This window comes from Actinosynnema pretiosum (assembly GCF_024171695.1).
Lineage (GTDB): Bacteria > Actinomycetota > Actinomycetes > Mycobacteriales > Pseudonocardiaceae > Actinosynnema > Actinosynnema pretiosum.
Map to the genome: position 1 here is coordinate 69,140 of NZ_JAMTCF010000008.1, position 25,424 is coordinate 94,563.

The window sequence follows — 25,424 nt, forward strand, 5'->3', positions numbered from 1 at the left end:
CGATGAGGGTGAACCGGGCCCCATAACGCCGCCTGCCCGCCGAACCGGCTACTTCCGCCGCACCATGTTCACCAGGCCCTTGAACGTCTCCTCCAGCCCGGACGAGAACGGGTTGTCGTGCACCAGGTACGTCCACGTCGTGTTCGGCCGCTGCACGCCCGCCGCCTCCAGGTGCGCGCCCTCCGCGTCGATGGTCACCTTCACGAAGGTGTCCTCCGACTCCTCCCACGCGTCGTTCTCCACCTTGTTGAACGCCGTGATGGCCTCGCGGTGGAACTCGTCGAGGGGGTTCTGCCTGGCCAGCGCCCGCAGGTGGATGCCCTCGCGCAGGTCGGTCAGGAACACCAGGTGGTCGGTCCACCGCTGGTCGAGGTGGTGCAGGACGATCTGCCGCGCCGCCTCGAACCGGACCTCCTCGTCCAGCTCGGCCAACTCCTCGGCCCGCTCCGGCTTGCGCCGCGCCAGCTCCTCCCAGGCGTCCCCGCCGGTCAGCAGCTCCTCGCGCCGCTTGAGCAGCAGCAACCGCTGGTGCTCGATCAGCTTGCTGTACCGCCAGGTGTTCCGGTGGATCTCCAGGTGCACGCCCTCGGCGACGCGCTGCGCGTGCTCGACGGTGGCCAGCGTGCCCTTGTCGACCACCCGCCCGTCCTCCTCGACCTCGCTGGCGTCGGCGAAGTCCGGCACGTACTGGGTGAACAGCTCGTCCTGCAGCGAGGAGAAGAACACCGACCCGCCGGGGTCGCCCTGCCGCCCGGCGCGCCCGCGCAGCTGGTCGTCCAGCCGCGACGACGAGTGCCGCCCGGTGCCGATCACGTACAGCCCGCCCAGCTCGGCGATGCGCTCCCGGTCGGTCGACTCGTGCCCGCCGAGCCGGATGTCCGTGCCCCGGCCCGCCATCTGCGTCGACACGGTGATCCGCTCGAACGACCCGGCGTCGGCGATGATCGACGCCTCCTCGGCGTCGTTCTTCGCGTTGAGCACCACGCACTCCAGCCCGGCCTCGGCGAGCTTGCGCGACAGCCGCTCCGACTCGGCCACGTCCAGCGTGCCCACCAGGATCGGGCGGCCGTTCCCGTGCGCCTCGGCGATGGCGGCGACGATCGCCGCCTCCTTCTGCTCCAGCGTCGCGTACACCCGCGAGTCCTCGTCCTCGCGCACGCAGTCGACGTTGGACGGGATCACCAGCACTTCCAGCGCGTAGAACGTGCGCAGCTGCTCGGCCACGGCCACCGCGGTGCCGGTCATGCCGCACACCACCGGGTAGCGGTTGAGCAGCGCCTGCACGGTGATCGAGTCGAGCACCTCGCCGCTGTCGGTGGTGGCCACCGCCTCCTTGGCCTCCACGGCCGCCTGGAGGCCGTCCGGCCAGCGCTGGAGCTTCGCGATGCGGCCCTTGGTGTCGTTGATCAGGTGCACCTTGCCGTCGCGGACGATGTAGTCCACGTCCCGGTGCAGCAGCACCTGCGCGTGCAGCGCCACGTTCACCTTGGACAGCGTGGTCGACACGTGCTCGTCCGAGTACAGGTCGATGCCGCCGAGCGCCCGCTCGACCGCCTCGCTGCCCGCACCGGTCAGGTAGACGTTGCGCTCCTCGTCGTCCACCTCGAAGTGCAGGTCGCGGCGCAGCCGCTTGACCAGCTCGGCCAGCGCCGGGTCGGCGGCGGGACCGGCGGTGGAGCCGGCGAGCACCAGCGGCACGCGCGCCTCGTCCACGAACACCGAGTCGGCCTCGTCGACCAGCGCCACGCTCGGCTCCGGCACGATCCGGGCGTCCACGCTCGTGGCCAGCCGGTCGCGCAGCACGTCGAACCCGATCTCGCTGACCGACGCGTAGGTGACCTCGGCCTGGTAGGCGGCGCGCCGCTCCTCGGGCTTGGAGCTCTGGCTCAGCCAGCCCACCGACACGCCCAGCAGCTCGTACAGCGGGCCCATCCACTCGGCGTCGCGCTGCGCGAGGTAGTCGTTGACCGACACCACGTGCACCTGCTTGCCCTGCAGGGCGAAGCCCGCGGCGGCGATCGCGCCGGACAGGGTCTTGCCCTCGCCGGTGGCCATCTCCACGACGTGCTTGTCCAGCAGGCCCAGCGCGCCGAGCACCTGCACGTCGAACGGGCGCAGGCCCAGCGCGCGGTCGGCGGCCTCGCGGCCCAGCGCGACGACCTCGACCAGGTCGGACCGCTTGCCGGAGGCCTTCTCCCGCAGGGCGGTGGCTGCCTCGGTCAGCTCGGCGTCGCTGAGCTTCCCGATCGCCTCCGCCCGCGCGTTGACCTCGTCGAGCAGGGCGCGGTAGGGCGAGAGGTCAGCAGAGCCCGGCTTCTGCGCGAACCGGCGCAGCCGCTGCTTGAACCGCCCGAGGAGTGTGGTCACGGACGGGCAACGTACGCCACCGGCGTGGCGTTCCGCACGTCACCCGGTTGACCGTTCACTCTCCCGCACCCGCCCGACCGGGGCGCGGGGACGTTCGCGCAGCGTGCCGGGGTGGTCGCGCCCGGTGCGGGTCCCCCGCTCGCAGAGCGCCGCCCCGCCGGCCCCATCGGCGGGGCGGGACTCCGCGAGCGCTGCGCCCTCGACGCGGACGCCCTCTCCGGTCACGTCGGGTGACCGGGCAGGTCTCGGGGTCGGTGCGGACCCCGCTCGTACCGGTGTACTCCGATCGGCCCGCGCAGTTCGGTCCTGCTCGATTCAGATCGGCCCGTCCGGCCGCGCCGGGTTCGGGATCACCAACTCACGTCGGGCTCCGGGGCAACCGATCCGGCGCCCGGTCGTTCGGTCCGCGCCGGACCTCAGTCCAGGTCCAGCCCGGTCTGCACCTCGGCGAGCGCCGAGAGCGCCTCCTCCAGCTCCTCGGCCTCCTCCCAGAGCTCGCGCCACTCGGACTCCTCGGCCACGACCCGGTCCAGCGCCCGCCCGGCCAGCGCGACCAGCGCGGTGTCCGGCTCCGGCACCTCGGCCCCGTTGCGCACGACCTCGCCGCCGCGCGCCGCCGCCACCACGGCCGCCGCCGCGAGCGCCGACTGGGCCTCCGGGTTCTCCAGGTAGTCCGACTCGTCCGCGGCGGCCTCCAGCGCCTCGCGGAGCACGCCGGTCCGCTCCTCGGGGTCGGCGTCGCGCAGCACCGCCAGCAGGTCGAGCGCCCCGTCGTTCTCGAACACCCCGGTGCCCCAAGCTCCCATGCGCGAGAGCCTAGTCCACACAGGACAACCGCCCACGAGCATGATCGACATCAGGTTCGGGGGAACCTTCAGGGATGCTCGGACGTCAATCAGGGCACTTGAGACAGTGGAGGCGAGCCCGTGGTGTTCAAGAGGATGTTGCGCGCGTTCGGGGTCGGGGGACCCTCGGTGGACACCGTGCTGAGCAACCCCAACGTCCGCCCCGGCGACGTGCTGACCGGCGAGGTCCGCATCTCCGGCGGCGACCACCAGGCCGAGATCGACCGGGTGAAGCTCACCCTGGTCACCAGGGTCGAGGTGGAGCGCGGTGACGAGGAGCACGTCCGCAACGTCGAGTTCGCGGGCGTCATCGTCGCCGAGAAGGTGGTCGTCGGGGCCGGTCAGCAGTACTCGCTGCCGTTCCAGTTCCAGATCCCGCTGGAGACGCCGCTGACCGTCGTGCACGGCAGGCACCTGCACGGCATGACGATGGGCCTGCGCACCGAGCTGGACGTGCGCGGCGCGATCGACCCCGGCGACCTGGACCCGTTCGCGGTGCACCCGCTGCCGTCGCAGGAGCACGTGCTGGCCGCGTTCGACGCGCTCGGCTTCACCTTCAGCAAGGCCGACTGCGAGCAGGGCCGCATCCACGGCGTCCCGCAGCAGCTGCCGTTCTACCAGGAGATCGAGTTCCGGCCCCCGGTGCAGTTCCTCAACCGGATCAGCCAGGTCGAGCTGAGCTTCGTGGCCGACCCGCAGCAGCTGCACGTGGTGCTGGAGGCCGACCGCAGGGGCGGGCTGCTGCGCGCGGGCGGCGACGTCTTCGGGCACTTCTCGCTGCCCCACTCGCAGGTCCCCGGCACCGACTGGGCCGGGCTCGTGCACCAGTGGATGGACCAGGTCGCCCGCAGGCGCGGCATCTTCTAGGCCCCGGCGCGCCCGGCGGGACGCCCGCGCGTCCCGCCGGGTGGAGCAGGCCGCGCCGCGCGCCCGGCCGAACCCGCGCGCCCGACGTCCTTGACCGTGCGCGGAGCGTGTTGCACCCTGACCGCACGGTGAGGTCCGGGCGCCGACCCGGCCCGCGACGAGGAGGTCCCCGGTGCGGCGCACGCTGTTCGACGACGACCACCACGCGTTCCGCGAGAGCGCGCGGGCGTTCGTGGACCGCACCCTCCGGCCGAACTACCCCAAGTTCGTGGAGCAGCGCGGCATCGACCGCGACGTGTGGCTGGAAGCCGGTCGTCAGGGGATGCTCGGCCTCGAGGTCCCCGAGGAGCACGGCGGTTCCGGCGCGGACGACTACCGGTTCAACACCGTGTTCGCCGAGGAGCTGTGCGCGCTCAGCGCGGGCGTCGCCTCCTGCCTCGGCATCCACGGCGACGTCGTCGGCCGCTACCTGGTCGACCTGTGCACCGAGGAGCAGAAGCAGCGCTGGCTGCCCCGGTTCTGCTCCGGCGAGCTGGTCACCGCGATCGGCATGACCGAGCCGTCCGGCGGCTCCGACCTGGCCGCGCTCAAGACCACCGCCGTGCGCGACGGCTCCGACTGGGTGCTCAACGGCTCGAAGACGTTCATCACCAACGGCTTCTCCGCCGACCTCGTCCTGGTCGCCGCCAGCACCAGCCCCGACCGGGGCGCCAGGGGCATCAGCCTGTTCGCCGTCGAGGCGGGCACGCCCGGCTTCGAGCGCGGGCGCAAGCTCGACAAGGTCGGGCAGCCCGAGTCCGACACCGCCGAGCTGTTCTTCTCCGACGTGCGGCTGCCCGCCGACAACCTCGTCGGCGAGGTCGACCGGGGCTTCGCGCACATGATGCGGCGGCTGCCGCAGGAGCGGCTCGGCGCGGCCGTGTCGAACCTCGCGCACGCGGCGCAGATCCTGGTGGAGACGGTCGAGTACACCAAGGAGCGCAAGGCGTTCGGCCAGTCCATCGGCTCGTTCCAGGCCAACAAGTTCACCCTCGCCGAGCTGGTCACCAAGGTCGACGTGACGCAGGCGTACGTTGACCAGTGCGTGCTCGCGCACAACGCGGGCGAGCTGACCGCGATCGACGCGGCCAAGGCCAAGTACTGGACGGCGGACGTGCAGAACTCGGTGCTGGACGCGTGCGTGCAGCTGCACGGCGGCTACGGGTACATGACCGAGTACCGGGTGGCGCGGGCCTGGATGGACGCGCGGGTGACCCGGATCTGGGCGGGCTCCAACGAGATCATGAAGGAGCTGATCGGGCGCGACCTCGGGCTGTGAGCCCGACGGTGCGGTTTCCCGGCTAACGCGTGATCGCGATCACGCGACAGTCGAGCGGGGGCAGAAGTCGACCGCATCGGGGGAACGTCGTGGCCGCGTCGCAGCAGATCGCCGAACCGGAGCTGACCGTCCTGGCTCCGCCGAGGCCCGCGTACCGCCGCAAGCGCTACCTGCTGCCGTTCGCGATCAGCGCGGCCACCGCCCTGGTGGGGGTGATCGCGCTGTTCGCGGGCGGCACGGTGGGCCTGCCGCTGAAGCAGGTCGTCGTCATCACCGGCAAGCTCGCCTCGAAGGCCGAGTACTTCACCGACGAGGTGGTGCGGCGCGAGCTGATGGCGCACGGCATCCAGGTGCACATCACCAAGGCGGGCTCGCGCGCGGTCGCCACCGGGGACGTCGACCAGTACGACTTCGTGTTCCCCTCCGGGCAGCCCGCCGCGCTGCTGATCAAGGAGCAGCGGCAGGCCGAGCACAAGTTCGCCAAGGTGCACAAGCCGTTCTTCAGCCCGATCGTCTTCGGCACGTACCGCGACTACGCCGAGGCGCTGCTCGCCAAGTTGGGGAAGAAGCTTCCTCCCGAGTCCGAGGAGAAGCCCCTGTACTTCTCGGTGGACATGGCGAAGCTGGTCGAGCTGATGCGTGCGGGCACCAGGTGGTCGGACCTCGACCACGACCCGCCCCTCAACAACGGCAACCAGGTGCTGGTCCAGACCCCGGACGTGTGCAGCGCCAACTCCGCCGCCACCTACCTGGGCCTGCTGGCGTTCGTGGTCAACGGCCAGCGCCCGCCCGTGGACGAGGCCGAGGCGCTCGCGCTCGCCGACCAGGTCAAGCCGTTCCTGATCGGTCAGGGCCTGCCCGGTGACGACATGTCCATGCAGTACCTCGCGCCCGAGGGCCGGGGCCTGGCGCCGATCGCGGTCTTCTACGAGCACCAGTACCTCGCCCACCAGATCCGCCACAAGCGGCAGAACGGGAGCGCCGACGACAACCGGGTGCTGATCTACCCGGAGGCGCAGCTCCAGACCGTGCCCGAGTACATCGCGCTCACCCCGGACGGCGACCGGCTCGGCCAGCTGATCAGCAACGACCCCGCGCTCAAGCAGCGGGCCCTCGAACTGGGGTTCCGGGTGTTCGAGCCGGACGGCTCGCTCAGCGCGGGCAGGCTCGCCGAGCACCTCCGCGGCGTGGGCCTGCCCGCGCCGGACAGCGGGGTCAGCGACACCGAGACCTTCCTGCCCACGCTGCCGCTGCTGGAGAAGATGATCGAGCGCGTCGGCGGCTGCCGGTGAGGCGCGCCGCCCTGCTCCTGGCCGTCGCCGCGCTGCTCGCGCCCACCGCCTGCACCACGACGCGCCCGCCCGAGGTCCGGCTCACCGCGCTCGCCGCGCCCGAGCTGGCCGACCTCGCCCCGCTGCTGCCCGACCTGCGCCGCGACACCGGCGTCGAGCTGGTGCTCGACCACCGCGAGACGCTCGGCGCCGACCTGTCCGGCCACGACCTGGCCTGGCTGCCCAGCACCCGCTACCTGCGCATCGCGGGCGGCGAGCTGCCGCTGGCCACCCCGACCATGACCTCGCCGCTGGTGCTCGCCGTCAAGCGCGACCGCGCGCCGGGTCTGCGCGGCGGCACGTGGGCCGACGTCGCCCAGCTCGCCGCCTCGGGCGGGCTGCGGTTCGGGCTGGCCGACCCGCACCGGGCCGACAGCGGCCTGTCCGCGCTGATCGGCGTCGCCACCGCCGCCGCGGGCACCGGGAGCGCGCTGCGCCCGCAGGACGTGGCGTGCGACAAGCTCGGCGGCCTGCTCACCGGGCTCGTGCGGGCCGAACCGGACGCGGCGACCGCGCTGGCCGGGTTCGCCCGGCGCGACGACGTGGACGCGGTCGTCGGCTACGAGTCCGAGCTGCTGCGGCTGGCCGACTCCGGGCGGGTGCCCGGCGGGTTCGACCTGGTGCGCCCGCGCGACGGGGTCGTGCTCGCCGACTACCCGCTGCTGCTCGTGCGGCCCGAGCACCGGGAGGCGTACGACCGGGTCGTGGCGTGGCTGCGCTCGGACGCGGTGCAGCGGCGGATCGCCGAGACCACCGCGCGCAGGCCCGTGGACCCCGCCCTGCCCCGGCCGGAGCGGCTGTCCGAGGAGATCGGCACCGCGCTGTACTTCCCGGCCGAGCAGGCCGTGGTGGACGCGGTGCTCGCCGCGTACGACCGCGCGGCGGCCGGGCTGCGGGGGAGCGTGGTGTTCGTGCTGGACTACTCGCTGTCCATGCGCGGCGAGCGGATCGCGCAGCTGCGGGACGTGTTCGCGCGGCTGTCCGGCGGGGGCGGGTTCGACCGGTTCGCGCTCGGCGAGCGGATCACCGTGGTGCGGTTCGCCGGGCGGGTGCTGGACGAGCGGACCGTCGTCGTGGACGGGCAGGCCGCGCTGGACGAGCTGGCGGCCGTGCTCGCGTCCGACGACCTCGGCGAGGGCACCGCGCTGTGGACGGCGCTGCGGCGCGGGCAGGAGCTCGCGGGCGACGGGCCCGTCGTGCTGGTCACCGACGGCGAGTCGAACGCGGGCATCGGGTTCGAGGAGTACCTGGCGGGGCCACGCGGGGCGCGCACGTACGCGATCCGGGTGGGCGAGGCCGACCCGGCCGAGCTGGACCGGGCGGCGAGGGCGAGCGGCGGGCGGGTCGTGGACGCGACCGGGTCGCTGACCGAGGCGGTGGGGGAGATCCGTGGCTGTCGATAGGGCGCTGTGGTGGTCGGTGTGGTGGCCGTGGGCGGTGGTGTGGGTGGTGACCGCGCTGGCGCTGCTGGTCGCGCTCGGCGCGGTGGTCGCGGCGTGGCGCGGCAGGGCCCGGTACGCGCCCGCGCCCGGCGTGCCGGGGGTGCCGATCTACCTGGACGAGAAGGCGGTCATGGACCTGTACCAGGTCGGCGGGTACGGGGACGCCATGACCAAGGAGGTGGTCGACCGGGTCGGCACCACCAGGGACGGGAAGATCGCGCTGAAGGGGCTGGACATCGGCGTCGAGGGGGCGCGGCAGTCCGGGCGCGAGGTGGTCAAGACGTACATCGAGAACTCGGAGCCGGTCGCCGTCGTCGGGGTGCTGCTCGGGGCGCTGGAGAGCGCGCACGGGGTCGTGCACGTGGACCTGCGGGACCGGACGGTGCGCGGGAACATCGCGCTGGAGCGGGCGCTCGGCGACGGCGCGCGCACCGCCGGGCTGCGGCGGATCGACGCGTACGTGTCCGTGCGCGGCGAATTCCGCGAGACGGCGCGGCACGACGGCACTAGGGTCTTCCAGGCGCCGTACGGCGATCCGGACGACCCGGCCGAGGGGCCGCAGGTCGTGGTCGAGTGCCAGAGCGCCGGGCTGCGACCGGACGTCGTGCCCGAAGGGGTGTTCAGCGCGCGGTGCTTGGGCCGGGTGCAGGCGTGGAAGGCTGGGAGCGGGGAAATGGTCATCAGGCCGATCGCGGTGTTCCTGTGAAGGCGCTGCTGGACCGCGTGCTCGTGGTCGACGTCGAGGCGACCTGCTGGGAGGGCGCGCCGCCCGGCGGGCAGGTCAGCGACATCATCGAGATCGGGGTGTGCGAGTACGACGTCGCCCTCGGCGAGCGGGTCGAGCGGCACTCGCTGCTGGTGCGCCCGGCGAGGTCCGAGGTGAGCCCGTTCTGCACGTCGCTGACCACGCTGACGCAGGAGCAGGTCGGGCGCGGGGTGGACTTCGCGGTGGCGTGCGCGCGGTTGCGGGAGCTGGGGTCGCGCGAGCGGGTGTGGGCGAGCTACGGGGACTACGACCGCAAGCAGTTCCAGCGCCAGTGCGCGGACCTGGGCGTGGACTACCCGTTCGGGCCGAGGCACCTGAACGTGAAGACGCTGTTCGCGCTGTCGCGGGGCCTGCACCGGGAGGTCGGCATGGCCCAGGCGCTGGCGCTGGCCGGGCTGCCGCTGGACGGCACGCACCACCGGGGCGACGACGACGCGTGGAACATCGCGGCGCTGCTCGGGACGCTGCTGGTCCGGTGAGCCGGGGGGTTCTGCGATCCTTGAGCGCATGGCAACGGTTCCGGAGCGGCTGATCACCGCAGCGACGCGCTTGTTCGCCGCCAAGGGGTACGACCGGGTGGCGGTGCAGGAGGTCGTGGAGCAGGCGGGCGTCACCAAAGGGGCCATGTACCACTACTTCGGGTCCAAGGACGACCTGCTGGCGGAGATCTACGGGCGGCTGCTGCGGATGCAGACCGAGCGCCTGGAGCACTTCGCGGCGGCCGAGGGCCCGGTGGAGGAGCGCCTGCGGGCGGCGGCGGTGGACGTCGTGGTGACGAGCGTGGACAACTTCGACCAGGCCAAGGTGTACTTCCGCTGCGCCGACCACCTGCCGGAGGACAAGCGCCTGGGGCTGCGCGCGGAGCGGCGGCGGTACCACGAGCGGTTCCGAGGGCTGGTGGAGCAGGGGCAGGCGGAGGGGGTGTTCTCGCCTGCGGCGCCCGCGGACCTGGTGGTGAACTACTTCTTCGGGGCGGTGCACCACCTGGCCGAGTGGTACAGCGCGGAGGGGGCGCTGACGGCGGGGCAGGTGGGGGAGCACTACGCGGACCTGCTGATCAGCTCGCTGCGGGCTTGACCGCCGCCCCCCGGGCAGGGGGCGGCGGGGCGCGTCAGCTCTTGGGAAGGCTGGGCTCCACTGCCTTGGCGAGCGCCTCGGCGGTCGCGCACGCCTCGTCGAGCGAGTTGATGGAGTACGCGAAGACGTCCGCCCTGGAGGTGGGGGAGATCTCGATGGCGATGACGCAGTCGAGCTGGCTCGCGGCTTCCTTGACCAGCTTCGCCTTCCTCGTGCCGACGGTGGTGTCCGAGATCTGGGAAGTCGGACCCGGCTGGTAGTCGGCGAGGTTGAGGGTCGGGTAGATGCTGAGCCCCAGGGAGAGTTGCTTCGTCGAGTTCCTTGCGTTGCAGGCATCGGTGCTCGCTGCTCCGCCGGTCCGCTCCTGGATGTTCTCCAGCCCCTGCTCCGGGGCGACCTCGGTGAGGATCTCGCAGGAGGAGAGCTGGTCCGAGGGGGCTGAGCCGGAGGTCGGCTTCGAGGCGGAGGTGGAGCCGCTCGAGCTGTCCTGCGTGCTCGCCGCCGAAGGGCTTCCCGGCTCCACGGTGGAGCAGGCGGTCAGCGCTGCGGCGATGATGAGCGCGGCGGTGGTGCGGAGCTTCGTCAACGTCCTGCCGTTTCGGCGCGGCCGGTGGGGCGATCAGCTCTTCGGGAGAGCGGGTTCCACGGACTTGGCGAGGGCTTCCGCCGACTTGCAGGCCTCGTCGAGCGACTTGATCGAGTAGGCCATGACGTCGGCCCTGGAGGTCGGGGAGATCTCGACCGCGACCACGCAGTCGAGCTGGCTCACCGCCTCCTTGACCAGCTTCGCCTTCCTCGTGCCGACGGTGGTGTCCGAGATCTGCGAAGCCGGACCCGGCTGGTAGTCGGAGAGCCCCAGGGTCGGGAAGATGTTCAGCTGGACCTGGACGCTCTGGGCGTCCTTGGCGGTGCAGCCGTCAGTGCTCGCGGCGCCGCCGGTGCGCTTCTTGACGTCGGTCAGCCCGAGCTCGGTGAGGATCTCGCACGAGGTGAGCGAGTCCGAGGGAGCAGCGCTGGAGGACGACTGCGCCGCAGAGGTGGAGCCGCCTCCGCTCTCCGGGGACTTCACCGGTGACGGGCTTCCCCCTTCCGAGGTCGAGCAGGCGGTGAGCGCGGCGGCGGCGAGGAGGACGGCGGCGAGGCGGATCTTGGTCAAGGCTCTTCCGTTTCGACGAAGACTGCTTGCTGTTGTTGCGGGCACTACATCCGGTTCGGCTCGTCGACCTCTTGGTAGTTCCGCTTGGCCTGCTCCATCGCTTCACGCGCTTCGGTCAACGCGGTGATGAGCTCTCGGAGGGCGGGGATGATGCCAACGGTGCCAGGTCCGCCGTTCGCGCTCTCCAGGTTGTAGCGGCTCATCGCTATGCCGTCGGGGCTCGTCCCCAGCTGCGTTTCCTGCGCCAGGGTCTGCGTGGTGAACATCGTGTCAGCCAAGGACGTCAAAGCGTTGTCGATCGCCTGGATGTAAGCGTCCGCCCCGGATTCCGTGATGGCGAACCCACCCGACGCAGCGCTCTGCTTCAGGCTCGTCATGTTCGCCGTCATCGACTTGATCGTCGCGATGTTCAGCGCGTCCACCACGTCACACCCCCAGTGGTAAGTCCGTTGACCCGAACGTTACCGCCCGGGAGACCCCCACGTGGTGCGCTTCGCCAGCTTCACGCCCCCTCACGCCCCCCTCACGGCACCAGCAGCACCACCGTCTCCGCCACGCACCCCGGCTTCCCGACCCCCTCCACCTCCACGACCACCCGCAGCACCGCCTGCCGCTCCCCACCCCTCCCGCCCTCGGACACCGACACCAGCTCCACCCCCGCCCGCACCCGCGCCCCCACCCGCACCGGATGCGGGAACCGCACCCGGTTCAGCCCGTAGTTCACCCCCATCGACAGCCCCTCCACCGAGTACACCTCCCGCACCAGCAGCGGGATCAGCGACAGCGTCAAGTACCCGTGCGCCACCGGCCCCCCGAACGGCCCCGCCGTCGCGCGCTCCACGTCCACGTGGATCCACTGGTGGTCCCCCGTCGCGTCCGCGAACAGGTCCACCTCCCGCTGCGTCACCTCGTGCCAGGGCCCGAACCCCAGGTGCTCCCCGACCGCCGCAGCGAACTCCGCCAACCCCGCGAACCGTCGCACCATCAGTCCCGAGGCCCGCCCGCCACGTACACGACCTGCCCCGACACGAACCCCGCCCCCTCGCTGACCAGGAACGACGCCGTGTGCGCGATGTCCTCCGGCACACCGACCCGTCCCACCGGGATCGCCGCCGCCGCAGCAGCCTTGAACTCCGCGAAGTCCACCCCGACCCGCGCCGCCGTGGCGGCCGTCATGTCGGTCTCGATGAACCCCGGCGCGATCGCGTTCACGGTCACCCCGAACCGCCCCAGCTCGATCGCCAGCGTCTTCGTGAACCCCTGCACCCCGGCCTTCGCCGCCGCGTAGTTCGCCTGCCCCCGGTTCCCCAGCGCGGACGTGCTCGACAGGTTCACCACCCGCCCCCACCCCGCGGCCACCTGGTGCGCCTGCACCGCCCGGCTCATCAGGAACGCCCCGCGCAGGTGCACCCCGATCACCGTGTCCCAGTCGTCGTCGGACATCTTGAAAAGCAGGTTGTCCCGCAGCACCCCGGCGTTGTTCACCAGCACCACCGGCGGCCCCAGCTCCTCGGCCACCCGCGCCACCGCCGCGTCCACCGACGCCCGGTCCACGACGTCCACGCCCACCGCCAGCGCACGCCCACCGGCCGCCCCGATCGCGGCCACCCCGTCCGCGCACCGCTCCGCGTCCAGGTCCAGCAGCGCCACCGCGAACCCGTCCCGCGCCAACCGGGCGGCCACGGCGGCGCCGATCCCCCGAGCCGCCCCGGTGACGATCGCAACCCGTCCCTCGGCCACGTGAACCTCCTCGATCAGCGGGCCAGAACGAGCGGAACGTAGCGGCCCGGCGCCGGACCGCACCACCCCCGAAGGCCTCAGCCCCCCGTCCACCAGCGACCGCGCGAACTCCACCGCCCGCGCCACCCCCTCGCGGTGCCGCTAGACGCTCCGCTCCCGGAAGTCCCGGCCCCGCAGCTCCTCCAGGTCGACCACCTCCGCGTGCGCAGGAACGCCGCCCGCCCGGCCAGCTCCAGGACCGGCGACGCCTCCGACTCCAGCACCGTGCCGAAGTGCGGCCCCACCCCGCCCGCGTGGCTGAAGGACCTCTCGCACCGGAAGAACAGCTCCAGCCGCGCCAACCCCGCGCACGCCGCCAGCGCCCGCGCCTCCCGCGCCGACTCCACGACCGTCCGCGCGGACCGCGGCTCGGGGACCAGGCCGGACTCCAGCAGGTGGATCAGCTCGGCGGCCCGCACCGCGACGTGCCGCAACCGCAGCGGTCGACCGGCGGGTGGCAGGAACGGCGCGTTCGTCGAGCCCATCCGGTTCCAGTACTCGCCCAGCAGGTCCAGGTGCTCCACCCCGGCGACGAGGTGGCTCGCCGCGAACCGCTCGCCCACCGCCTCCGCGAACGAGTAGTAGCGGACGCCTCCAAGTCCTCGTCCGGCCACGCCGCCAACCCCACCGCCGCCCACCCCCGAAACCGCCCCGCCGCCCACCACGTCCCCCGTGATCGGGTCTTGACGCCCCCACCACCCCGCCGGGACCATACCGACCAGTCGGAATGCCCTTTCGGCAGGAGGAACGAGTGGAGTTCGACGGCAAGGTCGCCCTCATCACCGGAGCCGCCAGCGGCATCGGCGCGGGGGTGGCCAGAGCGCTCGCCGGTCTCGGCGCCCAGGTGGTCGTCGCCGACGTCGACGACACCGCCGGTCAGGCCGTCGCCGACGAGATCGGTGGCCACTACACCCGCTGCGACGTCCGCGACCCGGACGCCCTCACCGCCGCCGTCGCGCTCACCACCGACCGCTTCGGCGGCCTCGACCTGGCGATCCTCAACGCGGGCATCTCCACCGGCATGGGCCTCGGCGAGGACTTCGACGTCGAGCGCTACCGCGCCGTCATGGGCGTCAACCTCGACGGCGTCGTGTTCGGCGTGCGCGCGGCACTGCCCGCGCTGCGCGCGCGGGGCGGCGGCCGGATCGTCGTCACCGCCAGCATGGCCGGCCTCATGCCCGTCCCGATCGACCCCCTCTACGGCGCCAACAAGGCCGCCGTCGTCGGCCTGGTCCGCTCCCTCGGCCCCCAGCTCGCCGCCTCCGACGTCATCGTCAACGCCGTCTGCCCCTCGTTCGCGGACACCGCCATCATCACCACCATCCGCGACGGCCTCACCGCCGCCGGGATGCCGATCATGCCGGTCTCCGCCGTGGTCGACGCCTACCTCGCCGTCCTGCGCGGCGGTCAGCCGGGGGAGTGCTGGTTCGTCCAGGCCAACCGCGCCCCCGAGCCGTTCGCCTTCCGCACCCCGCCCGGCCCGCGCACCGAGGACGGCGCGCGGGTCGAGCTCACCCGCTCCGGCCTCACCACGGGCGAGAACCGGTCCAGCCGCACCCCCAGCCGGGAGAACACCTGATGCGCGCCGTCCAGATCACCGAGTTCGGCGGGCCCGAGGTCCTGAACCCGGTCGAGCTGCCCACGCCCACCCCCGGACCGGGCGAGCTGCTCGTCGAGGTCAGCCGGGCGGGCGTGAACTTCGCCGACACCCACCAGACCGAGGACAGCTACCTCACCCGCACGGTCCTGCCGCTGGTCCCCGGCGGCGAGGTCGTCGGCACCACGCCGGACGGCCGCCGGATCACCGGCCTCACCAAGGGCGGCGGTTACGCGCAGTTCGCGATCGTCCCCGAGGTCACGGCGTTCGACGTCCCCGACTCGGTGGACGACCTGCACGCGCTGAGCATGGTCGCCCAGGGCGCCACGGCCTGGCTGCTGCTGCGCCGCACCGCCCCGATGCGCCGGGGCGAGACCGTCGTCGTCCACGCCGCCGCCGGGGGCGTCGGCACGATCGCCGTCCAGCTGGCCCGCCGCTGGGGCGCGGGCCGGGTGATCGCCACCGCCAGCACCGAGGACAAGCGCCGCCTCGCCCTTGACCTGGGCGCGGACGCCGCCGTCGACTCCACCACCGAGGACATGGCCGCCGCCCTCAAGGACGCCAACGACGGCCGGGGCGTCGACGTGGTGCTCGACATGACCGGCGGCGCCACCACGGACGCGAGCATCGAGGCGCTGGGCCCGTTCGGCAGGCTCGCCTTCTACGGCATGGCCAACCGCACCGAGCCCAGCCCGGTGCAGCTGGTCCGCCTGATGGCCAAGTCCCGCACGGTCGCGGGCCTGTGGCTCCAGCACGCGTTCCGCCTGCCCGACCGCCCGGTGCACCGCGCCGTGGCCGAGCTGTTCGAGCTGGTCGCGGCGGGGGAGCTGCGCGCGGTCGCGGGCGGCGACTACGGCCTGTCCGAGGTCCGGCGCGCGCACGAGGACCTGCTGGCCAGGCGCACCACCGGCAAGCTCCTGCTCGACCCCGCCCGCTGACCGGATTTCCCCCGGTCAGCTGACACCTGAACGAGCGGCGCCAGGCCCGGAACGCACCGGGCCGGAACGCACGAGCCCCGGAACGCACGAGGGCTCCCCACCTCGCGGTGGGGAGCCCTCCGGTCAGCCCGCTGCCCGTCCCGGCGCCGGATCACGGCGCGGGGCGGGGTGCGTCAGGTGCTCAGTCGTTCAGCTCGGCCAGGGCCTGCTTGACCTTGGCCAGCTCGGCCTCCAGCTCCTCCATGCGGCTGCGGTGCTGCTCGCGAGCAGCCTCGACCACGACCTCGATCTCGTTGGCGATGTCCTCGTGCAGCTCCTTGGCCGCACGGGCCACCGCCGCGGCGGGCACCGACAGGCCCGACACGATCCGCCGGGTGCCGTGCACCAGGTCGGCCTGCCACTCGCCGTCGGCGGTGCCGGTCACGGTCAGCGTCAGCTCGACCGTGCGGGTCTTCTTGGCCGTGCTCTTCACCCGCTTCGCGGGCTTGGGCTCCTCGACCTCGGGCTTCTCGGCCTTGGGGGCGGTGGCCTCGGGCTTCTCGGTCGCCGAGACAGCCTCCGCGGAGGTGGCCTCCTGCGCCGGGGCGTCGACCGCCTGGGGGGTGGCGGCGTTGTCTTCCTGCTCCACGAGCGTGTCCACCTGCACGTTTCCTCTCTGCGCGTCCGGCATGAGCGGGCGCGATTCTAGAACACTTGTTCGATCGACGGGGCGACCGCGAGGGATCAGATATTAGGGGGTTGCGCCCCCTGCCCCGTGCAACGGGGAGCCCTGTCGTCCGATGTGGACGCGCCGCTCCCGCAACGAGCGCGGGGCCGGTGACCGAGGGCTCACCCCCCGCTCACCGGCCCCACCACAGCTCACGGCCCCGTCACCGGGGCGCGGGCGGAACGCGCCCCCTCGTCAGGGCGCCTGCACCAGCCCGCCGCCGACGTCCGCCGAGGACACCGGCAGCCGCAGCCCGGACTGCGCCAGCCTCGCCCACAGCTCCCAGCCGCGCGCGCCGTGCTTCTGCGCGATCAGCGCCGCGACCCCGGCCACGTGCGGCGTCGCCATGCTGGTCCCGCGCAGCCGCTTGGTCCACTCCGAGCCGCCCGCGCCGTTCCAGGAGGACAGCACGTCCACCCCCGGCCCGACCAGGTCGACCTGCCCGTGCGGGTCCACCGACCCGCAGGAGAAGTCCGCGACGACCCGCTTCACGTCCACCGCGCCGACCGCCATGATCGTCGGGCAGTTCGCCGGGTGCCCCACGGGGTTGATCCGGCCCGGCCGCCCGCTCTCGTTGCCCGCCGCCGCGATGATCACCGTGCCCTTGGCGATCGCGCGCTGCGCGGCCTGCTCGAACACCTGCGAGTACGGCGTCCCCGGCCGCACCCCGGCGCCCAGCGACATCGACACCACCGCGCACCCGTTGGCCACCGCCCAGGCGATCCCCGCCAGGATGCCGCCGTCCGAGCCGAACCCGGCGTTCGACAGCACCTTGCCCGCGTAGATCTCCGCCTCGTGGGCGATCCCGTAGCCGGGCCCGCCGAGCGCGGGCGTGCGCGGACCGCAGGACGTGCCGATGCAGTGCGTCCCGTGCCCGTGCGCGTCCTCGACGCTCTCCCCGGTGATGAACGAGTTCGTGACGACGGTCCGCCCGGCGAAGTCCCCGTGCGCGGTGGTGAAACCGGTGTCCAGCACCGCGACCCGCACGCCCTTGCCGGTGGACTCGCTCTTCACCGCGCCGGTCGCCTGGAGCCCCCAGGTGAACGCCGACTCGTCGACCGCGTCCACCCCCTCCTCGGCGACGTCCCCGTCCGTTTCGAGGGTGATGTAGGCCTGCACGATCCGCTCCGGCTCGACCACCGCGATCGGCCCGGAGGCCTCGGCGGCGCGCACCAGCCGGTCGACCTGGTCGGGCACGGCCGTCACCACGGCCACCCCGAGGTCCTGGAAGATCAGCCCGTCGGCCGCGGCGAGCTGCTCGCTCGTCGGCGAGTCCGCCGTGCTGGCCGCGGTGAGCCCCGCGACCCGCTGCATCTCCTGCGCTCCGGCGGCCACCGAACCCTCGTCCAGCAGGACGAGGTAGCGGCCGGTCGTGGTGCTTCCCGACTCCGATGTCTCAGGCATGGCGACCCCTTCGGGGTGAGGCGGCGGTCGGCTGCCGCGCGGACGTGCCCGCCTGGAGCGGGATCACGTCCGCGCGACGTCATATTCGAACGCCCACAACGCCCCGGGATACCGCCTTAAGCGGATGCCGTGACAGCACCACGCTTTTGGACCATCCGCGCCACCGGCTCCACCACGCGCGCCGCGACCGGTCCGAGGACCGCCATCAGCAGCACGTAGGCGGTCGCCAGCGCGGCCAGCTCGCCGTCCACCGCGCCGGACGCGACGGTGAGGCTGGCGATGACGATGGAGAACTCGCCGCGCGCCACCAGCGCGGCGCCCGCTCTGGCCCGGCCCATCGGGCCGATGCCCTGCCGCTTCGCCGCCCACGCCCCGGTCGCGACCTTCGTGACGGTCGTGACGGCGGCCAGCGCGAGCGCGAGCGCCAGCACCGGCGGGATCGACGACGGCTCGGTGTTGAGCCCGAAGACCACGAAGAACATCGCGGCGAACAGGTCCCGCAGCGGTTCCAGCATCCGCGTCGCGTTCTCCGCCGTGGAGCCGGAGATCGCGATGCCGAGCAGGAACGCGCCCACCGCCGCCGACACCTGGAGCTGCGAGGCGATGCCCGCCACGAGCAGCGCGGCGCCCAGCACCTTGAGCAGGAACACCTCGGGGTCCGGGCTGTCCACCACGGCCGACACGTAGCGGCCGAACTTCAGCGCCACCACGAGCACCACGGTGATCGCGGCCAGCGAGATGCCCACCGCGGTCAGACCGCTCAGGAAGCTCACGCCCGCCAGGACCGTGGTCAGGATCGGCAGGTACAGCGCCATCGCCAGGTCCTCGAACACCAGGACCGACAGGATCACCGGCGTCTCCCGGTTGCCGAGCCTGCCGAGGTCGCCCAGGACCTTCGCGATGATGCCGGACGACGAGATGTAGGTGACGCCCGCCATGGCCAGGGCGCCCACCGGGCCCCAGCCGAGCAGCAGGCCGACGACCGCGCCCGGCGTGGCGTTGAGGACGATGTCCACCACGCCCGCCGTCCACGACCGCTTGAGCCCGGTCATCAGCTCGCTCGCCGAGTACTCCAGGCCCAGCAGCAGGAGCAGCAGGATCACGCCGATCTCGCTGGCGATGTGGGTGAACTCCTCGATGCCGTGCAGCGGCACCAGTCCGCCTTCACCGAAGGCGAGTCCACCGATCAGGTACAGCGGGATCGGCGAGATCCCGATCTTCCAGGCGAGCCTGCCCAGGACGCCGAGCCCGAAGAAGATCGCGCCCAGCTGGATGAGGGAGATGGCCGTGTTGTGCACCTGGCTCAGCCACCGCCCAGGACGTCGGCTGTCGACGCGAGGCCCTCGGAGGTGCCGACGACGACCACCAGGTCACCGCCCTCGAACACGAAGTCGGGGCGGGGGGAGGGGTGCGCGACGCCGGAGCGGACCACGGCCACCACCGACGCGCCCGTGCGGGTGCGCAGCTCGGTGGCGGCCAGCGTCTCGCCGTCGTACCGGGAGCCCGGCACGATCGGGAACTGCTGCGTGGTGATGCCCGCCACGTCCCGGTGCTGGTGCTCCAGGTGCGCGACGAGGCCGGGCGCGCCGAGCAGGCTGGCGAGCGTGCCCGCCTCGGCGGGCGTGAGCGCTATGGAGGCGGAGCACGCGTCCGCGTCCTCCTCCTTCGAGATGATCAGCTCGAAGCGGCCGTCGCGGTACGTGATCACCCCCATCCGACGCCCGGCGCGGATCATGAAGTCCTGACGGGTGCCGATCCCCGGAAGGGGGGTTACTTCGACGTTCACGGACTGCCTTCCTGCCTTTCGGGTTGTTCCCGCTGGAGCTCTTTTCGCGGAAACCGGGAAACCGCGATTGTGCCCCTGCTGCGGGCGGTGGGCGGACGGGGGACGGCGGTCGCCGCGGGTGCGCGGCGCTGGGCCGTTCAGAGCATCTTCCGGTTCCCGGCGCGACCGCACGGTACAAGCTGCGCGGACCGCGTGAAACGGACGAACCTTGCTGTTCGCTGAAGGTCGGGCGGGACGATCACCGCAGGTCGCGGGCTTTTCGGGCCTTGAGGACCAAACGGACTTTTCGCCGACCTCCCCGGTTGCGAGCGGGCTCGCCAGGTCCCAACGCGCGGGGGTCGGGGATTCATCCCGGAACGCCCTTTTCCGCCCGTTTCGGCGAAGTGTTCCACGACGGGTTCCACGACGCGCTCCACGAACGCGCGCGGGTGAACCCCGACGCCCCCGGAATCGCCGCCGTCCCCGCCGCGCGCGGATTCCGCCCGCCACCGCCCGCCACCGCCCGCGCCACCGCCGCGGACCCGCGCGGGCCGTCCACCCGGTCATCGCCGGTGATCAGGCGCTTCCCGTCGACCCCGCCCGTTCCCGGACCCCTGACCAGGGCGATTCGAAGGTGACCCCGCACACCGGGCACAATGAGCCGAATCAGACTTCTGCTCGGATCAGCGGCTCGGCTTGGAGGAACCTGCGGTGGGACACGGTGAGCTGCGTGGCGTGGTGGCCCTGGACGGGCCTTCCGGCACCGGCAAGTCCTCAGCCGCGCGCGGACTGGCCGCACTCCTGGGGGCTCGCTACCTGGACACGGGCGCCATGTACCGGGCGATCGCGCTGGCCGTCCTGCGCGCGGGCGTCGACCCGACCGACCCGGCGGCGGTGACCGCGATCGCGCGCCGCGCGCCGCTCGCGCAGAGCACCGACCCGGCGAACTCGACCACCCGGCTCGACGGCGCGGACGTGGGCGCCGAGATCCGGGGCCCCGAGGTGACCCTCGCGGTGTCGCCGGTCTCCGCGACCGAGGGCGTGCGCGAGCTGCTGGTCGCCGAGCAGCGCCGGATCATCGCCGAGGCGGTGGAGCAGGCGGGCGGCATCGTCGTGGAGGGCCGCGACATCGGCACGGTGGTCGCCCCCGACGCGCCGCTCAAGGTGTACCTGACCGCCGACGCCGAGGCCCGCGCGCGCCGCCGCACCAAGCAGGACAACGACTCCGGGCGGGCGACGACGGTGGAGCGGACACTCGCGGACGTGACACGGCGGGACGACTACGACTCGACCCGCCAGGTGTCCCCGCTGCGCCCGGCCGCCGACGCCGTCGAGCTGGACACCACCCCGCTCGACCTGGCGGGCACGCTCGACGCGCTGCTGGCCATGGTCGAGGAGCGCGGGCTGCGCCACGAGCGGGTGACGGGATGAGCGAGCGCACCGGTTCCGAGCGGACCCCCGAGAGCGCGGCCGAGAACGTCACCGGGCAGGCCGCCGAGGCCCCCGCGCGCGTGGCGGAGTTCCCCAAGCTGCGCAAGAAGAGCGTCAAGCTCGCCTACGCGACCCAGCTTCCCGAGGGCGCCACCGACCTCGGCCACACGTTCGCCCGCTGGCTCGGCAGGCGCTTCTTCGCCTTCCCCTACCGGGTGCGCGCGCACAACCTGGACCGCATCCCCACCACCGGCGGCATCGTCGTCGTGGCCAACCACAGCTCCTTCGTGGACGGCCCGCTGATCTTCGGCGTCATCAAGATGCCGCGCCGCATGGTCTTCCTGATCAAGAACGAGATGTTCAAGGGCCTGGTGGGCGCGTACCTGCGCAGCGCGGGCCAGTTGGGCGTCAAGCGCGGCGAACCCGACCGCGCCACCCTGATCGCCGCGCAGAAGGTGCTCAAGGCGGGAGGCACGCTCGGCGTGTTCCCCGAGGGCACCAGGGGCGACGGCGACATGGCCAGCGCGCAGCAGGGCGCCGCGTGGCTCGCCCGCACCTCCGGGGCGCTCATCGTGCCCATGGCGGTGCGCGGCGCCCGCAGGCCGGAGGGCTCCCGCCGCCGGTTCCTGCCCGTGGTCGACATCCTCGTGGGCGAGCCGTTCGAGGCGTCCACCGCCAAGGGCAGGCAGGGCCTGGCCGAGGCAACCGAGCAGGTCCGCGACCGCCTCGTGGCGCTGGTGGCCGAGCTCGACACCAGACGAAGCAATGGAGAAGCACGATGACGGACTTGGACGGCACGTGGACGGACGAGTCCGACTGGACCGCCTTCGACGACGAGTCGGAGGGCGCTGACGAGGCCACCCCGGCCCAGCCGGTGCTGGCCATCGTCGGCCGCCCGAACGTGGGCAAGTCGACCCTGGTCAACCGCATCATCGGCCGCCGCGAGGCGGTCGTGCAGGACGTGCCCGGCGTGACCAGGGACCGGGTCGCCTACGACGCGCTGTGGAACGGCCGCAAGTTCACCGTGGTCGACACCGGCGGCTGGGAGCCCGACGCCACCGGCATGATGGCCTCGGTCGCGACGCAGGCCGAGCTGGCCATGCAGACCGCCGACGCCGTGCTGCTCGTGGTCGACGCCTCCGTGGGCGCCACCACCACCGACGAGGCCGTCGCGAAGGTGCTGCGCCGCTCCAAGGCGCCGGTGCTGCTGGTGGCCAACAAGGTGGACGACGAGCGGCTGATGGCCGAGGTCGCCAGCCTGTGGTCGCTGGGCCTGGGCGAGCCGATGCCGGTGTCCGGCCTGCACGGCCGGGGGTCGGGCGACGTGCTCGACAAGATCCTGGAGGTCCTCCCGGAGACCCCGCGCGACACGTTCGGCGCGAACTCCGGCGGCCCCCGCCGCGTGGCGCTCGTCGGCCGCCCGAACGTGGGCAAGTCGAGCCTGCTCAACCGCCTCACCGGCGAGAACCGGTCCGTGGTCGACTCGGTCGCGGGCACCACCGTCGACCCGGTCGACTCGCTGGTCGAGCTGGACGACGAGGTGTGGCGCTTCGTCGACACGGCGGGCCTGCGCAAGCGGGTCAACTTCGCCAGCGGCGCCGAGTACTACGCGTCGCTGCGCACCAAGGCGGCCATCGAGTCCGCCGAGGTCGCGGTCGTGCTGCTGGACGCGGCCGAGCCGATCAGCGAGCAGGACCTGCGGGTGCTGACGATGGTCGTCGAGTCCGGCCGCGCGTGCGTGCTGGCGTTCAACAAGTGGGACCTGGTCGACGAGGACCGCCGCAACGCCATGGTCCGCGAGCTGGACCGGGGCCTGGTGCGCGTGCCGTGGGCCGAGCGGGTGAACATCTCGGCCCTGACCGGCCGGTCCGTCCGCAAGCTCGCGCCCGCCCTGCGCACCGCGCTGGACTCGTGGGACACCCGCGTGCCCACCGGACGGCTGAACTCGTGGCTGACCGACCTGATCGCCGCGACCCCGCCGCCGGTGCGCGGCGGCAAGCAGCCGAAGGTCCTGTTCGCCACCCAGGCCGCCACCCGGCCGCCGACGTTCGTGCTGTTCACGACCGGTTTCCTGGAGGCGGGCTACCGCCGGTACATCGAGCGCAAGCTCCGCGAGGAGTTCGGCTTCGAGGGCAGCCCGGTCCGGGTGTCGGTGCGGGTGCGCGAGAAGCGGGAGAAGCGCGCCAAGAAGTGATCCGGTTGCCCCGAACGGCGCAATGAGGTTGCCTTTGCGCTGTGCCGGTGCGATTGGTCCTCGCGGACGACGAGCCGCAGCTCCGCCGGGGGTTGAGGGTCCTGCTGGAGGCGGACGGCCGGGTCGAGGTCGTCGCCGAGGCGGGTGACGGCGCGGGCCTGCTGGCGGCGGTCCGCGCCACCGGTCCGGACGTGGCGCTGGTGGACGTGCAGATGCCGGGGACCGACGGCCTGTCGGCCCTGCGCGTCCTGCTGGGCCGCCCCGACCCGCCTGCCGTGGCGGTGCTGACCACGTTCGACCTGGACGACTACGTCGCGGCGGCCCTGGATCTGGGCGCCCAGGGCTTCCTGCTGAAGGACGCGGAGCCGGAAGCCCTGGTCAGGGCGGTGCTGGACCTGGCGGCGGGCGGCGCGGTCCTGGACCCGAGGATCGCGGCCAGGCTGCTGCCGAGGTTGAGGGCGGGCAGGCTCCTACGCCCGAACCCCCACCTGGACGCGCTGAGCACCAGGGAGCGCCAAGTCCTGGAACTGCTGTCGGACGGCCTGCCGAACGCGGCGATAGCGACGGAACTGGGCCTGAGCGAGGCGACGGTGAAGTCGTACGTCAGCACGGTGCTGATGAAGCTCGGCGTGGAGAACCGCGTGCAGGCGGCCTTGGCCGCCCACCAGGTAGGCCGAACGTGGTAACCCCGCTCCCGACGCCGTGCTGACCTCCCGCAGCTCACTGCCCGCCCCGCTGGCGGCAGCGGCCCTGGTCCTCCTGGTGGACACCGGCCCGCACCCCTGGTCGGAGCCCCTGGCCCTACTGGCCTGCGCCCTGCTCCCCTTTCGCAGAGCCGCCCCGTACGCCTGCCTGCCCGCCCTGGTGGGCGGCCTGGGCTGGCCCCCTGCGGTGGTGGCCCTGTACCGCGTTGGCAGGCACGACCGCGCACCCGTGGCCGCGTTGTGGGTCGTGGCGAGCGCGGCGGTGGCGGCGACCACTTTCGTGGTGACCCAGTCCCTGCCCTTCACCCAAGCCGTCCTGACCTACGCGTTCACCCTCTTCATGGCCGTGATGCCCGCGGCGCTGGGGGTGCTCCTCCGCACGCGCCAGGAGCTGACCAGGACCCTGTCCGAGGCCCGGAGGGCGAGGACGGCGGAGCTGGTGGCGCTGGAGGAGGGCGCCAGGGCGGCGGAGCGCGCCCGGATAGCGCGGGAGATCCACGACGTGGTGGGCCACCACGCGACCCTGATAGCGGTGGAGGCGGCGGCCCTGTCGGCGACCACCCCGGACCCCGAGGCGAGGGCGGCGGCGACCCGCCTGCGAGCGCTGGCGAAGGAGTCCCTGGAGGAGATGCGCTCGACCCTGGGTTTGCTGAAGTCGCAACCCCCGCCCAACACCCACCACGACCTACCGGCCCTCGTGGAACGAGCGAGGTCGACAGGCCTGCCGATAACCCTGACCGACCGCACGACCACCCCGCTACCCCCGTCAACGAGCCGCGCGGTGTACCGGTTGGTCCAGGAGTCCCTGACGAACGCGACCAAGCACGCCCCGAACGCCCAGGTCCACATCCTCCTGGCAACCAGGGCGGACACCTTGGTGGTCCAAGTCCGAAACGCCCCACCCCCACACCCACCACCCCACCCCCGTGCGACAGGAGGCCAGGGCCTCCACGGCCTGTCCGAACGCGTGGCCCTCCTGGGCGGCACCCTGTCCGCGGCCCCCACGCCCCAAGGCGGCTTCGAGGTCCGCGCAACCCTGCCGACGACCGCGACGCGGGTCGGTGGGGAGCGCCGGGCGACTGTCGGGCCGGAAACGGTATAACCGCAGGTGGGGGCGGTTGGGGACCCCCGTGAAAAGGGGGTTCGGGGATGCGCTAAGCTATGCAGGCACCCAGCGAGAACGGGTTGTGGCCGGGACGTGGCGCAGTTTGGTAGCGCACTTGACTGGGGGTCAAGGGGTCGCAGGTTCAAATCCTGTCGTCCCGACGGTCTGAAGAAGCCCGTTGGCTTGGTGATACTACCAGGTCAGCGGGCTTTTTCGTGTCGTCGATGCGATCTTGGTATGACTGTCCACAGTGGCCTGTACTGGCGGGTAACCCGGTGTTTGGGAGAATTGTGGGAGAGTCGGTTGGCGCGTGGCGAAATGGGGTCGCGCTGCCCCGTGCCGAAGCGTTCCCCATCCGGGTGTTTCCTGCTGTGTCCCAGGACACGTCGCTTCTGTCGGCTCGGTCTGTGACGGCTGCTGGGGGATTCGGTGGTGCGGGTGGACAGGTGGGCTGGTCTCTTCGAGGTCGCCGTCGGTTTCTGGCTGGCCGTGCTTCTGGTTGTGGTCAGGTTGGGAACCTCTAGCGCGGTGCGAAACGCCGGGAGGTTCCCAACTTGCCTTAGGCGTGTCATCCCGCTGGTTAGGATCGTGCGGGGTGGTCGTTTTTGGTTTCTGGTGAATTGCCTGTTCAG

General features: G+C 72.6%; 26 protein-coding genes and 1 tRNA gene. 15 read left to right on the forward strand and 12 right to left on the reverse strand.

The genetic code is table 11. From position 1 onward, the window contains the following. Nucleotides 1-48 precede the first annotated feature (48 nt). Together secA2 and LV78_RS17690 are read right to left on the reverse strand one after the other, a co-directional pair. Nucleotides 49-2,367 (reverse strand): accessory Sec system translocase SecA2, encoded by a 2,319-nt coding sequence (gene secA2 / locus LV78_RS17685; protein WP_253846358.1) that lies wholly within the window; start codon nt 2,365-2,367, stop codon nt 49-51. A 416-nt stretch (nt 2,368-2,783) separates the two neighbouring features. Beyond that, on the reverse strand, nt 2,784-3,173 hold the full coding sequence (locus LV78_RS17690; protein ID WP_253846359.1) for a DUF4259 domain-containing protein: 390 nt from the start codon (nt 3,171-3,173) through the stop codon (nt 2,784-2,786). A gap of 120 nt (nt 3,174-3,293) precedes the next feature. Between LV78_RS17690 and LV78_RS17695 the strand changes: the two genes are divergently transcribed. From LV78_RS17695 to LV78_RS17725, 7 genes are all read left to right on the forward strand, one after another. Beyond that, on the forward strand, nt 3,294-4,079 hold the full coding sequence (locus LV78_RS17695) for a sporulation protein (RefSeq protein WP_253846360.1): 786 nt from the start codon (nt 3,294-3,296) through the stop codon (nt 4,077-4,079). A gap of 172 nt (nt 4,080-4,251) precedes the next feature. Continuing rightward, entirely contained in the window at nt 4,252-5,397 is a 1,146-nt protein-coding gene (locus tag LV78_RS17700) for an acyl-CoA dehydrogenase family protein (RefSeq protein WP_253846361.1), read from the forward strand. An 89-nt stretch (nt 5,398-5,486) separates the two neighbouring features. Further along, nucleotides 5,487-6,689 (forward strand): hypothetical protein, encoded by a 1,203-nt coding sequence (locus LV78_RS17705; RefSeq protein WP_253846362.1) that lies wholly within the window; start codon nt 5,487-5,489, stop codon nt 6,687-6,689. Then, a complete protein-coding gene (locus tag LV78_RS17710) occupies nt 6,686-8,131 on the forward strand; it encodes a substrate-binding domain-containing protein (protein ID WP_253846363.1) in 1,446 nt (481 codons plus the stop codon). The genes LV78_RS17705 and LV78_RS17710 overlap by 4 nt, the downstream gene beginning before the upstream one ends. After that, on the forward strand, nt 8,118-8,876 hold the full coding sequence (locus LV78_RS17715; protein WP_253846364.1) for a type II toxin-antitoxin system HicB family antitoxin: 759 nt from the start codon (nt 8,118-8,120) through the stop codon (nt 8,874-8,876). Before LV78_RS17710 ends, LV78_RS17715 begins: the two co-directional genes overlap by 14 nt. Further along, nucleotides 8,873-9,415, forward strand: coding sequence for a 3'-5' exonuclease (locus tag LV78_RS17720; protein ID WP_253846365.1), 543 nt, complete (start codon nt 8,873-8,875; stop codon nt 9,413-9,415). Before LV78_RS17715 ends, LV78_RS17720 begins: the two co-directional genes overlap by 4 nt. Before the next feature lie 28 nt (nt 9,416-9,443). Continuing rightward, nucleotides 9,444-10,013: a TetR/AcrR family transcriptional regulator gene (locus tag LV78_RS17725; RefSeq protein WP_253846366.1), complete on the forward strand. Its 570-nt coding sequence runs from the start codon at nt 9,444-9,446 to the stop codon at nt 10,011-10,013. Between the two features lie 34 nt (nt 10,014-10,047). Here LV78_RS17725 and LV78_RS17730 read toward each other — a convergent pair whose 3' ends face one another. The 6 genes from LV78_RS17730 to LV78_RS17755 all read right to left on the reverse strand — a co-directional run bounded on the left by LV78_RS17730 (nt 10,048) and on the right by LV78_RS17755 (nt 13,562). Continuing rightward, complete coding sequence (locus LV78_RS17730; RefSeq protein WP_253846367.1) at nt 10,048-10,599, reverse strand: DUF3558 family protein; 552 nt, start codon at nt 10,597-10,599, stop codon at nt 10,048-10,050. Between the two features lie 33 nt (nt 10,600-10,632). Further along, nucleotides 10,633-11,169: a DUF3558 family protein gene (locus LV78_RS17735; RefSeq protein WP_253846368.1), complete on the reverse strand. Its 537-nt coding sequence runs from the start codon at nt 11,167-11,169 to the stop codon at nt 10,633-10,635. 44 nt (nt 11,170-11,213) lie between these two features. Next, on the reverse strand, nt 11,214-11,591 hold the full coding sequence (locus tag LV78_RS17740; RefSeq protein ID WP_253846369.1) for a hypothetical protein: 378 nt from the start codon (nt 11,589-11,591) through the stop codon (nt 11,214-11,216). A gap of 101 nt (nt 11,592-11,692) precedes the next feature. Continuing rightward, nucleotides 11,693-12,154 (reverse strand): MaoC family dehydratase, encoded by a 462-nt coding sequence (locus LV78_RS17745; RefSeq protein ID WP_301306758.1) that lies wholly within the window; start codon nt 12,152-12,154, stop codon nt 11,693-11,695. Then, nucleotides 12,154-12,909: an SDR family oxidoreductase gene (locus tag LV78_RS17750; RefSeq protein WP_253846370.1), complete on the reverse strand. Its 756-nt coding sequence runs from the start codon at nt 12,907-12,909 to the stop codon at nt 12,154-12,156. Before LV78_RS17750 ends, LV78_RS17745 begins: the two co-directional genes overlap by 1 nt. 77 nt (nt 12,910-12,986) lie before the next feature. Continuing rightward, a complete protein-coding gene (locus LV78_RS17755; protein ID WP_253846371.1) occupies nt 12,987-13,562 on the reverse strand; it encodes a hypothetical protein in 576 nt (191 codons plus the stop codon). A gap of 137 nt (nt 13,563-13,699) precedes the next feature. On the opposite strand from LV78_RS17755, the gene LV78_RS17760 reads away from it, so the two are divergent. Continuing rightward, nucleotides 13,700-14,527, forward strand: a complete 828-nt coding sequence (locus LV78_RS17760; protein ID WP_253846372.1) for an SDR family oxidoreductase — start codon at nt 13,700-13,702, stop codon at nt 14,525-14,527. Then, nucleotides 14,527-15,483, forward strand: a complete 957-nt coding sequence (locus tag LV78_RS17765) for a quinone oxidoreductase family protein (RefSeq protein WP_253846373.1) — start codon at nt 14,527-14,529, stop codon at nt 15,481-15,483. Before LV78_RS17760 ends, LV78_RS17765 begins: the two co-directional genes overlap by 1 nt. Before the next feature lie 181 nt (nt 15,484-15,664). On the opposite strand, the gene LV78_RS17770 is transcribed toward LV78_RS17765, so the two are convergent. From LV78_RS17770 to LV78_RS17785, 4 genes are all read right to left on the reverse strand, one after another. Next, the gene (locus tag LV78_RS17770; protein WP_253846374.1) at nt 15,665-16,153 is read right to left on the reverse strand and encodes a DUF6319 family protein; all 489 of its coding nucleotides are present in this window, start codon (nt 16,151-16,153) and stop codon (nt 15,665-15,667) included. A gap of 231 nt (nt 16,154-16,384) precedes the next feature. Further along, nucleotides 16,385-17,593, reverse strand: a complete 1,209-nt coding sequence (locus tag LV78_RS17775; protein ID WP_253846375.1) for a S8 family serine peptidase — start codon at nt 17,591-17,593, stop codon at nt 16,385-16,387. Between the two features lie 116 nt (nt 17,594-17,709). Then, a complete protein-coding gene (locus LV78_RS17780; RefSeq protein WP_253846376.1) occupies nt 17,710-18,891 on the reverse strand; it encodes a cation:proton antiporter in 1,182 nt (393 codons plus the stop codon). Nucleotides 18,892-18,896: 5 nt separating this feature from the next. Next, on the reverse strand, nt 18,897-19,379 hold the full coding sequence (locus LV78_RS17785; RefSeq protein ID WP_253846377.1) for a cation:proton antiporter regulatory subunit: 483 nt from the start codon (nt 19,377-19,379) through the stop codon (nt 18,897-18,899). 690 nt (nt 19,380-20,069) lie between these two features. On the opposite strand from LV78_RS17785, the gene cmk reads away from it, so the two are divergent. The 6 genes from cmk to LV78_RS17815 all read left to right on the forward strand — a co-directional run bounded on the left by cmk (nt 20,070) and on the right by LV78_RS17815 (nt 24,953). Further along, on the forward strand, nt 20,070-20,789 hold the full coding sequence (gene cmk, locus LV78_RS17790; protein WP_253846378.1) for a (d)CMP kinase: 720 nt from the start codon (nt 20,070-20,072) through the stop codon (nt 20,787-20,789). After that, nucleotides 20,786-21,571 (forward strand): lysophospholipid acyltransferase family protein, encoded by a 786-nt coding sequence (locus LV78_RS17795; protein ID WP_253846379.1) that lies wholly within the window; start codon nt 20,786-20,788, stop codon nt 21,569-21,571. The genes cmk and LV78_RS17795 overlap by 4 nt, the downstream gene beginning before the upstream one ends. Further along, the gene (gene der / locus LV78_RS17800) at nt 21,568-22,983 is read left to right on the forward strand and encodes a ribosome biogenesis GTPase Der (protein ID WP_253846380.1); all 1,416 of its coding nucleotides are present in this window, start codon (nt 21,568-21,570) and stop codon (nt 22,981-22,983) included. The genes LV78_RS17795 and der overlap by 4 nt, the downstream gene beginning before the upstream one ends. Nucleotides 22,984-23,024: 41 nt before the next feature. Further along, a complete protein-coding gene (locus LV78_RS17805; RefSeq protein WP_253846381.1) occupies nt 23,025-23,669 on the forward strand; it encodes a response regulator in 645 nt (214 codons plus the stop codon). Nucleotides 23,670-23,685: 16 nt separating this feature from the next. Then, nucleotides 23,686-24,789, forward strand: a complete 1,104-nt coding sequence (locus LV78_RS17810) for a sensor histidine kinase (protein WP_253846382.1) — start codon at nt 23,686-23,688, stop codon at nt 24,787-24,789. Between the two features lie 90 nt (nt 24,790-24,879). Beyond that, nucleotides 24,880-24,953 (forward strand) — tRNA-Pro (locus tag LV78_RS17815). The last annotated feature ends 471 nt before the right edge of the window (nt 24,954-25,424 follow it).

What these genes read in the sequence shown, in the direction of transcription:
- LV78_RS17745 (WP_301306758.1), bottom strand. Translation starts at nt 12,154, where the DNA reads ATGGTGCGACGGTTCGCGGGGTTGGCGGAGTTCGCTGCGGCGGTCGGG.
- LV78_RS17795 (WP_253846379.1), top strand. Translation starts at nt 20,786, where the DNA reads ATGAGCGAGCGCACCGGTTCCGAGCGGACCCCCGAGAGCGCGGCCGAG.
- LV78_RS17765 (WP_253846373.1), top strand. Translation starts at nt 14,527, where the DNA reads ATGCGCGCCGTCCAGATCACCGAGTTCGGCGGGCCCGAGGTCCTGAAC.
- LV78_RS17775 (WP_253846375.1), bottom strand. Translation starts at nt 17,593, where the DNA reads ATGCCTGAGACATCGGAGTCGGGAAGCACCACGACCGGCCGCTACCTC.
- LV78_RS17770 (WP_253846374.1), bottom strand. Translation starts at nt 16,153, where the DNA reads ATGCCGGACGCGCAGAGAGGAAACGTGCAGGTGGACACGCTCGTGGAG.
- der (WP_253846380.1), top strand. Translation starts at nt 21,568, where the DNA reads ATGACGGACTTGGACGGCACGTGGACGGACGAGTCCGACTGGACCGCC.
- LV78_RS17690 (WP_253846359.1), bottom strand. Translation starts at nt 3,173, where the DNA reads ATGGGAGCTTGGGGCACCGGGGTGTTCGAGAACGACGGGGCGCTCGAC.
- LV78_RS17725 (WP_253846366.1), top strand. Translation starts at nt 9,444, where the DNA reads ATGGCAACGGTTCCGGAGCGGCTGATCACCGCAGCGACGCGCTTGTTC.